Origin of the sequence: Caloramator sp. CAR-1 (genome assembly GCF_030546345.1) — a bacterium.
Classification (GTDB): domain Bacteria; phylum Bacillota; class Clostridia; order Clostridiales; family Caloramatoraceae; genus Caloramator; species Caloramator australicus.
Genome location: NZ_JAUONW010000035.1, coordinates 1 through 9,709, shown reverse-complemented (window position 1 = coordinate 9,709; position 9,709 = coordinate 1). Strand labels below are relative to the sequence as shown.

Here is a 9,709-nt window from a genome sequence, read left to right as displayed (position 1 = left end):
TTCTTTAACTACCTCAACAAGTTTTGTAAAATCCCATTCTTTTGACAGCATTTCTTCTACATTTTTTATTAATTTAGTAGTGAAATTTATTAAATGTTGTTGTATAATATCATGTTGTATAATATTATTCAAAAGAGACACCCCCTTATTGATTTGTGTTTTTTCCACTTTTTATTTTACCACAGGGGTTGTCTCTTTTAAATTTTTTGTCCTTTTTCGTCCTACAATAATTTTACACTATGACAGTTTTGTTAATAATCTTAAAAATTCATTGTGTTTTTTGTGGATAACTATTGTAATAGTATATTATATTTGATAATATATTAATGCATATCCACAAAATCTGTGAATAACTTATATTTTATTCTGTGCTAAAAAGTTATTCACAATCTGTGGACAAAGTTGTGTATAACTTATTTAAAATTTCACGTAATTATAATTAAAATCTAGATTTTTTGTTGTTAGTAATGTTAATAATCAATTTGTTGATATTGTTGAAAGTTAATTTTTGACTTAAAATATTAACAAATTAACAGATTTGTGAATAACTTTGTTCCATCATGTCAACATTTTTTATTGTAGATTTTATAATGTGGATAATTATGTTAACATATACTAGGGAGGAAATTTTATGGACAATCTTCTTGAAATTTGGGAAAAAACTCAAGAAATTGTTAAAGCAGAGTTATCACCACTTGGTTTTAACACATGGATAAAATGCATTGATCCCCTTAAAATCACTAATGAAACAATATTTCTTCTTGCTCCAAACGAATTTACAAAGGGCGTTTTAGATGTAAGATATAAAGATCTTATAGCAAATGCCATAAAACTAGTTACTTCTAAAAAATATGAAATAAGGTTTGTCCTTTCAACGGATGAAATAAATTCTAATGAAAACAATCAAAATCAAAAGAAAAGGGAAAGACAAGAAGAAATATCCACATCTATGCTCAATCCAAAGTATACCTTTGAAACCTTTGTGGTTGGTAATAGCAATAGATTTGCTCATGCAGCATCCTTGGCTGTTGCTGAAGCTCCTGCAAAGGCATATAATCCTTTATTTATATATGGTGGAGTTGGTCTTGGTAAAACTCACCTTATGCATGCTATAGGCCATTATATATTAATGAATAATCCCTCTGCAAAGGTAGTTTACGTTTCATCCGAAAAGTTTACTAATGAGCTTATAAATGCTATAAAGGATGATAAAAACGAGGAGTTCAGAAATAAATATAGAAACGTAGATGTTCTTCTAATCGACGACATTCAGTTCATAGCCGGGAAGGAAAGAACCCAAGAAGAGTTTTTCCATACATTTAATTCTTTATATGAAGCAAATAAGCAGATCATAATCTCCAGCGATAGGCCTCCAAAGGAAATACCAACTCTTGAAGACAGGCTACGTTCCAGGTTTGAGTGGGGACTTATTGCAGATATTCAACCGCCTGATTTTGAAACAAGAATAGCAATATTAAAGAAAAAGGCCGACATGGAAAACCTAAGCATACCAAACGATGTTATGGTCTACGTTGCTAATAAAATACAATCCAACATTAGAGAACTCGAAGGGGCTCTTATAAGAATAGTTGCTTATTCTTCATTAACTAATAAGGAGATAAGCGTTGAACTTGCATCAGAAGCACTAAGAGATTTTATTTCCAACAAAAATGCAAAGCAAATTACAATAGAACTTATAATGGATGTGGTTGCAAGCTACTATAATTTAAGACCTGAGGATTTCAAATCTCAAAAAAGAACTAAAAATGTAGCCTTTCCAAGGCAGATAGCTATGTTCCTTGCAAGAAAATTGACTGATCTTTCTTTGCCCAAAATAGGTGAGGAGTTCGGAGGAAGAGACCACACTACCGTTATACATGCCTACGAAAAAATCAATGAAGGGTATGAAAAGGATCAAAATCTTAAGGAAACTATAGACGAACTTATAAGAAAAATAAATCAAAAATAATCAACAATATGTTGATTTAAAATTTAATAATCTGTTGATAAACTAAATAAGCAATTTTTAAACTGAATTATGTGGATAATTAATGCGAGACTAAACCGCATTATCCACAATTTTTTATTAAATAAATCTCTTGATTTTTAATATTTAGATAGACTTATCAACATTTTCACAGCCCTTATTACTATTACTACTACTTTTTGTCCTATATAATATCCTCTATAAAAAATACTTTAAAAATTTATCCACTGTGGATAAAAAGGAGGTTAGTAAAATGTTTTTCACATGTGAAAAAAATATTCTGCAAGAAGCCATAAATATCGTTCAAAAAGCAGCTTCTTCTAAAACTACCTACCCTATACTTGAAGGAATTTTAATTAAGGCTATAGATAATAAAGTTTATTTTACAGCAACAGACTTAGATATAGGAATTGAAACCTTTATCGATGCAAATGTTATTAAACCAGGATCAATAGTTTTAAATTCTAAATTATTTGGAGAATTTATTAGAATGCTTCCTAACGACATAGTTTCTTTAGAACTTTTAGATAATAATTTTGTTAAGATAACATGCCAAAAATCAGAATTCATGATACTAGGTAATAACCCGGAGGAGTTTCCTAAACTTCCTGCAATTAATGAAAATTCCCTCTATGAGATTTCACAGGATATTCTAAGGCTTATGATAAAGCAAACTATATTTGCAATCGCACAGGATGAAACAAGGCCAATATTAACAGGTGTCCTATTTGAAGTTAAAGATAATGTATTAAGCTTTGTTGCATTGGATGGTTATAGACTATCTTTAAAGAAGGTTGAACTTGAAAACGCAAGTAATATTAATGCAGTAATTCCAGGAAAGACCTTAAATGAAATTTCTAAGATAATAGAACCGTCTGAAGATAAGGTAAGAATAACATTTACTCCTAACCACATACTTTTTAATCTTGGAAACACTAAAGTAATTTCAAGACTTTTAGATGGAGAGTTTGTAAATTATAGACAAATAATTCCTCAAGAACATAAACTTAAAGTTAAAGTAAATAGAAATCTTCTTCTTGATAGCATAGAAAGGGCATCCCTCCTTGCTAGAGAAGGAAAGACTAATTTAATCAAGTTTAACATTGGAAGTGATAAGATGATAATTACCTCTGATTCTCAATATGGCAAGGTTCAAGAGGAAGTTACAGCTATGCTTGAGGGTGATAGCTTAAAAATTGCATTTAATTCTAAATATTTCTTGGATGTTTTAAGAATAATAGATAGTGAGGAAATTTATTTAGAATTTACTACAAACGTAAGCCCATGCGTTGTAAGAAAAGTAGATTCTGATGATTATATCTATCTTGTTCTTCCTGTAAGACTTATAGAAAACTAATGCCACCTTTTTAGGTGGTTTTTCAATAGATAAGGAGGATTTTTATGCAAAAAATTGAAATACATACCGAGTATATTAAACTTGACCAATTTCTAAAATGGATAGGTGTTGCAGACACAGGGGCTATGGCTAAGGTTATAATTAAAAATGGAGATGTGTATGTTAATGGAAATCAAACTTTAGAAAGAGGTAAGAAAATAAAAAAAGGAGATATAGTAGAAATAAAAAATATAGGAACATTTCAAGTTGTTTAGGTGAAGGTTATGCATATTAAAGAGTTAGAACTTATAAATTTTAGAAACTATTTAAACTTAAAGATAGAATTTTTAAAGGGATTAAATGTTCTTTACGGCCAAAATGCTCAAGGAAAGACGAATATTTTAGAAGCTATAAATTTTATTAGCACCTTAAAGTCTCATAGAACTAGTAAAGATAGGGAACTTATAAAATGGGGAAAGGGCAAAGCATATATTAAGGCTCATTTAAACAAAACTTTAGGTGATTTTACTGTTGAGGTTTTAATATCGGAAATATCCAAGAAGGAAGCAAAATTAAATGGAATAAAACTAAGTAGAGCTTCTGAAGTTATAGGGAATGCTAATACGGTTATATTTTCTCCAGAGGATTTACGGCTTTTAAAGGATGGACCTGATGTTAGAAGAAGATTTATCGATAATGAACTTAATCAAATAAAACCTAAGTATAATTATTATCTTTCAATATATAATAAGGTTTTGATTGAAAGAAATAATCTTCTTAAGAAAGGGATGAATAAGGCATTAATAGATGTTTATGATCAGCAGCTTGCTGAGTATGGAAGTTTTTTAATCTTTAACAGAATTGAGTTTGTTAAAAAGCTAAGCATTATTTGTAAATTACTTCACAGAAAAATTACTAACGGAAATGAAGAACTTGTTATAAAATATAAGGGTGACATTATAGACGGTGATTTAAAAAGTATAAAAGAAAGATTATATTCTTTATATAAAGATAGCATTGAAGAGGACATAAAAAAAGGTTATACTTCAAAGGGACCACAAAGGGATGACATCGAAGTTTTTATAAATGGTGTAGATGCAAAGCATTATGCGTCTCAAGGACAGCAAAGAACTGCAGCTTTATCATTAAAACTTTCTGAAATTGAAATAATAAAGGGAGAAACAGGTGAATATCCAATACTACTTCTTGATGATGTCATGTCAGAATTGGATTTGCAAAGACAAAAGTATTTGTTGGATTCCTTAATGGATGTCCAAATTATACTGACTATTACAAGTTTAAATGATTTAGAAAAGTTTAGCATAAATAGAAAAAGAATATTTGAAGTATCTAATGGAAATATTCAAATTAAGGAATTTTGAGGAGGAATTATTATGTTTCTTCATCTTGGAGAAAATGTTGTTATACCTTTAAAGGAAGTTATAGCTATCTTTGACATAACATCAACTTCCAGCATAGATACAAAGGAGTTTTTAAAAACGGCAGAAGAAGAGGGATTTGTAAGAAGAATTACTAAAGATGAACCTAAATCCTTTATATTAACAGAAAGAGATAAAAAAAGTATAATTTATTTGTCTCCAATTTCTTCACTAACTTTAGCAAAGAGAAGCTGCTTTATTGATGAATTTTCAAAGGGGGATTTAAATGAGTAAAAAATATAGTGCAAGTGAAATTCAAGTATTAGAAGGATTAGAGGCTGTAAGAAAAAGACCAGGTATGTATATAGGAAGCACCGGGCCAAGGGGACTTCATCATCTTGTTTATGAAATAGTTGACAATGCAATAGATGAAGCCCTTGCAGGTTTTTGTAAGAATATAGACGTTTATATTCATAAAGACAATTCAATTACTGTTATAGATGATGGTAGAGGCATTCCAGTTGATATCCATCCAAAGCTTAAAAAAAGTGCAGTTGAAGTAGTATTTACTGTGCTTCATGCGGGTTCAAAATTTGGCGGTGGAGGATATAAGGTTTCAGGTGGACTTCATGGTGTAGGTGCCTCTGTTGTTAATGCCCTGTCTAAATGGCTGATCGTTGAAGTTAAAAGGGATGGAAAAATATTTAGGCAAAAATATGAAAGGGGAAAGCCTGTTACAGAATTGGAAGTAATAGGCCAAGCAGAAGATACGGGAACAAAGGTTACCTTCCTTGCTGATGATGAGATCTTTGAAACGACGGAGTATGAATACGATGTATTATCCCAAAGATTAAGGGAGCTTGCATTCTTAAATAAAGGAATTGCTATAAATCTTATAGATGAAAGGGTAGATAAGAAGGAAACTTATCATTATGAAGGTGGAATTAAAGAATTTGTTAAATATTTAAATAGAAACAAAGAAGTTTTACACGATGAGCCTATTTATTTTGAAGCAAGTAAGGATGATACAGTTGTTGAAATAGCTCTTCAATATAATGATGGGTATAACGAAAACATATTTTCCTTTGCCAACAATATTTCAACTACTGAAGGTGGAACCCATGTAAGTGGGTTTAAAACGGCTTTAACTAAGGTTATCAATGATTATGCAAGAAAGTATGGATTTTTAAAGGAAAACGAAAAGAACCTTCAGGGGGAAGATACAAGGGAAGGGATAACAGCCGTTATTTCTGTAAAGATAACAAATCCTGAATTTGAAGGACAAACAAAAACAAAGCTTGGAAACACTGAAGTTAGAGGTATAGTAGATGCTATTGTTACAGATAAGGTTTCGGCATTTTTAGAGGAAAATCCAAGCGTAGCTAAAGTTATAGTAGAAAAGTGTTTATTAGCATCAAGGGCAAGGGAAGCAGCAAGAAAGGCAAGGGAACTTACAAGAAGAAAAAACGTTTTAGAAAATACATCCCTTCCTGGAAAACTTGCTGACTGTTCCGAAAAGGATCCTAAGCTTTGTGAAATATTCCTTGTTGAGGGAGACTCAGCTGGAGGTTCTGCAAAGGGAGGCAGAGATAGAAGATTTCAGGCAATTCTTCCTCTTAGAGGTAAGATAATGAACGTTGAAAAGCAAAGGCTTGACAAAATACTGGCTTATCAAGAAATAAGAAATATGATAACTGCATTTGGTGCAGGAATTGGTGATGATTTTGATATAGAAAAAATAAGATACGATAAAATCATAATAATGACAGATGCTGATGTTGACGGTGCACACATTAGAACACTACTTCTTACATTCTTCTATAGATACATGAGGCCCCTTATAGAAGAAGGACATGTCTATATAGCACAGCCTCCACTTTATAAGATATCAAAGGGTAAAAATATTTATTATGCCTACAGCGATAGAGAGCTTGAGGCGAAGTTAAATGAGATAGGCAGAGATAACGTTGAAATACAAAGATATAAAGGACTTGGAGAAATGAACGCAGAGCAGCTATGGGAAACTACAATGAATCCTGAAACAAGAACTCTTCTTAAAGTTACTATTGAAGATGCAGTTGAAGCAGATGAAGTATTTACTATCTTGATGGGAGATAAGGTTGAACCTAGAAGGGAATTTATCCAAAAGAATGCTAAGAGGGTTCAAAATCTTGATATTTAGAGGGAGTTGAAGTTATGGACAAAAGGGATGAAATTCAATTAGTCGATATAAGCGATGAGATGAAAAAATGTTATATAGATTATGCAATGAGCGTTATAGTAGGTCGTGCACTTCCTGATGTTAGGGATGGGCTAAAGCCTGTTCATAGAAGAATTCTTTATTCTATGCATGAACTTGGACTTTTCCCTGACAAACAATATAGAAAATGTGCAAGAATCGTTGGGGATGTTTTAGGTAAATACCATCCACACGGTGATAGTGCAGTTTATGAGGCAATGGTCAGACTTGCACAGGATTTCTCAACAAGATATCCTTTAGTTGATGGCCATGGAAATTTTGGATCTATAGATGGTGACGGAGCTGCAGCAATGCGTTATACCGAAGCAAGGCTTTCTAAAATTTCCATGGAAATGTTAAGGGATATAAATAAAAATACCATAGATTTTGCGGACAACTTCGATGGAACTGAAAAAGAACCAACTGTTCTGCCGTCAAGATTTCCAAACCTTTTAGTCAATGGTTCTTCAGGTATTGCGGTTGGTATGGCAACAAATATACCACCCCATAATCTTGGGGAAGTTATAGATGGAGTTATAATGCTAATAGACAATCCTGAAGCCACTATTAAGGATCTTATGACTAAAATAAAGGGACCAGATTTTCCAACAGCAGGAATAATAGTTGGGAAAGATGGTATTAGAGAAGCCTACGAAACAGGAAGAGGAAAGGTAGTCGTAAGGGCAAAGGCTACAATAGAAGAAGAAAAGGGAAGACATAAAATTATAGTTACAGAAATTCCATATCAAGTTAATAAAGCTAAGCTTGTAGAGGACATTGCAGAACTTGTTAAGGATAAAAAGATAGAGGGAATCTCTGACCTTAGAGATGAGTCTGATAGACAAGGAATGAGAATAGTTATAGAACTTAAAAAGGATGCAAATCCTAATATAGTTCTAAATCTTTTATATAAGCATACGAAGCTTCAGGATTCCTTTAGCATAATAATGCTTGCCCTTGTTAATGGCGAACCTAAGGTATTAAACTTAAGGGAAGTATTGACACATTATTTAGATTTCCAAAAGGAAGTAATAAGAAGGAGAACTAAGTTTGAACTTGACAAGGCAGAAGCAAGATCACATATATTAGAAGGATTAAGAATTGCCCTTGATCATATCGATGAGGTTTTTAATTTAATTAGAAGTTCAAAAACTGTTGAAGACGCGAGAAATGGCCTTATGACACGATTTGGACTTTCAGAAAAGCAGGCGCAGGCAATCCTTGATATGAGACTTCAAAGATTAACAGGCCTTGAAAGGGCAAAGATCGATGAAGAATATAGTGAGCTTATAAAGACGATAAACTACTTAAGGGAAGTTCTTGAAAATGAAAGATTAGTTCTTCAAATAATAAAGGACGAGCTTCTAGAAATAAAAGAAAAGTATGCTGATGAAAGAAGAACAAAGATTACAGCAAAATCAGACGAGATAAATATCGAGGACCTTATACAGGAGGAAGAAGTTGCAATTACGATAACCCATGCAGGATATATAAAGAGGATTCCAATTGACACCTACAGAAGTCAAAAGAGGGGTGGAAAGGGTGTTCAGGGAATGTCCATGAGGGAGGACGATTTTGTAGAGCATATATTCATAACCTCCACCCACAGCTATATTATGTTCTTTACAAATTTAGGAAGGGCTTATATGTTAAAGGCCTATGAAATACCAGAAGCATCAAGAACATCAAGGGGAATGAATATAGTTAATATACTCGCTATGAATCCAAGGGAAAAAATACAGGCTGTTTTAGAGATAAAAGAATTTGATGAGGATAAATTCCTATTCTTTGCAACAAAATTAGGCGTTGTTAAAAAGACATCCTTAAGCGAATTTGCAAACATCAGAAAGAATGGATTAAATGCCATAAACCTAAAGGTGGGAGATGAACTTATTGGGGTTAAGCTTACGGATGGAAAACAAAAAATAATGATAGTAACTCAAAACGGATACTGTATAACATTTGAAGAAGAAGATGTTAGAGTAATGGGAAGAACTGCAGCAGGGGTTAAGGGTATTACCCTAAGAGAAGGCGATATTGCAGTTGGAATGGAAGTTTATGATGAAAATTCGGACCTTTTAGTTGTAAGTGAAAACGGCTATGGAAAGAGAACAAAATGCACCGAATATACAGTTCATTCCCGTGGAGGAAAGGGGATGAAGACATATAAAGTAACTGATAAGACTGGTAAGATAGTAGGTGTTAAAACAGTAAAGGAAAACGACGAGATAATGCTAATAAATAATAATGGAATAATTATAAGATTAGAGGTTTCAACGATTAAACAAACAGGTAGAGATGCTATGGGAGTTACTCTTATGAAGACGCAAGAGGATGAGAGAATTGTTTCGATAGGAAAGATAAACAGCAATGATGAGGAAGAATAATCCAGGATAATTCCTGGATTATTTTTTTAAAAAGGTGTTGACATATAAAAAAAATGATGGTATTATATAAAAGTGTCGACCGAGAAAAAAAGTGGTTGACAAATGTAAAAAGAGATGATATGATATAATATGTCGTTTGACCTTTGAAAACTGAACAGTGGCGAAGCGACCAGCAGTAATTTAAGAAGCTAAGGATTTAAACATAAGAGTTTGATCCTGGCTCAGGACGAACGCTGGCGGCGTGCCTAACACATGCAAGTCGAGCGGAGATGCCAAGGAGCAATCCAAGGTGTCTTAGCGGCGGACGGGTGAGTAACACGTGGGTAACCTACCCCAAGGAGGGGGATAACAGGTCGAAAGGCCTGCTAATACCGCATAAAG

The 9,709-nt window shown here is 32.8% G+C and carries 7 protein-coding genes and 1 rRNA gene; all 8 read left to right on the top strand.

The genetic code is table 11. The features are described from left to right. Positions 1 to 631 precede the first annotated feature (631 nt). On the top strand, positions 632 to 1,969 hold the full coding sequence (gene dnaA / locus Q3V94_RS09635; RefSeq protein WP_303527209.1) for a chromosomal replication initiator protein DnaA: 1,338 nt from the start codon (positions 632 to 634) through the stop codon (positions 1,967 to 1,969). Between the two features lie 271 nt (positions 1,970 to 2,240). Further along, positions 2,241 to 3,344: a DNA polymerase III subunit beta gene (gene dnaN, locus Q3V94_RS09630; protein ID WP_303527207.1), complete on the top strand. Its 1,104-nt coding sequence runs from the start codon at positions 2,241 to 2,243 to the stop codon at positions 3,342 to 3,344. A 44-nt stretch (positions 3,345 to 3,388) separates the two neighbouring features. Beyond that, positions 3,389 to 3,598, top strand: a complete 210-nt coding sequence (gene yaaA / locus Q3V94_RS09625) for a S4 domain-containing protein YaaA (protein WP_303527206.1) — start codon at positions 3,389 to 3,391, stop codon at positions 3,596 to 3,598. Between the two features lie 9 nt (positions 3,599 to 3,607). After that, positions 3,608 to 4,705: a DNA replication/repair protein RecF gene (recF, locus tag Q3V94_RS09620; RefSeq protein WP_303527204.1), complete on the top strand. Its 1,098-nt coding sequence runs from the start codon at positions 3,608 to 3,610 to the stop codon at positions 4,703 to 4,705. Positions 4,706 to 4,717: 12 nt separating this feature from the next. After that, positions 4,718 to 4,996: an extracellular matrix regulator RemB gene (remB, locus tag Q3V94_RS09615; protein WP_008909336.1), complete on the top strand. Its 279-nt coding sequence runs from the start codon at positions 4,718 to 4,720 to the stop codon at positions 4,994 to 4,996. Further along, positions 4,989 to 6,884 (top strand): DNA topoisomerase (ATP-hydrolyzing) subunit B, encoded by a 1,896-nt coding sequence (gyrB, locus tag Q3V94_RS09610; RefSeq protein WP_303527200.1) that lies wholly within the window; start codon positions 4,989 to 4,991, stop codon positions 6,882 to 6,884. The genes remB and gyrB overlap by 8 nt, the downstream gene beginning before the upstream one ends. Positions 6,885 to 6,898: 14 nt before the next feature. After that, complete coding sequence (gene gyrA / locus Q3V94_RS09605) at positions 6,899 to 9,328, top strand: DNA gyrase subunit A (protein ID WP_303527199.1); 2,430 nt, start codon at positions 6,899 to 6,901, stop codon at positions 9,326 to 9,328. 198 nt (positions 9,329 to 9,526) lie between these two features. Then, positions 9,527 to 9,709 (top strand): 16S ribosomal RNA (locus tag Q3V94_RS09600); the annotation flags it as partial.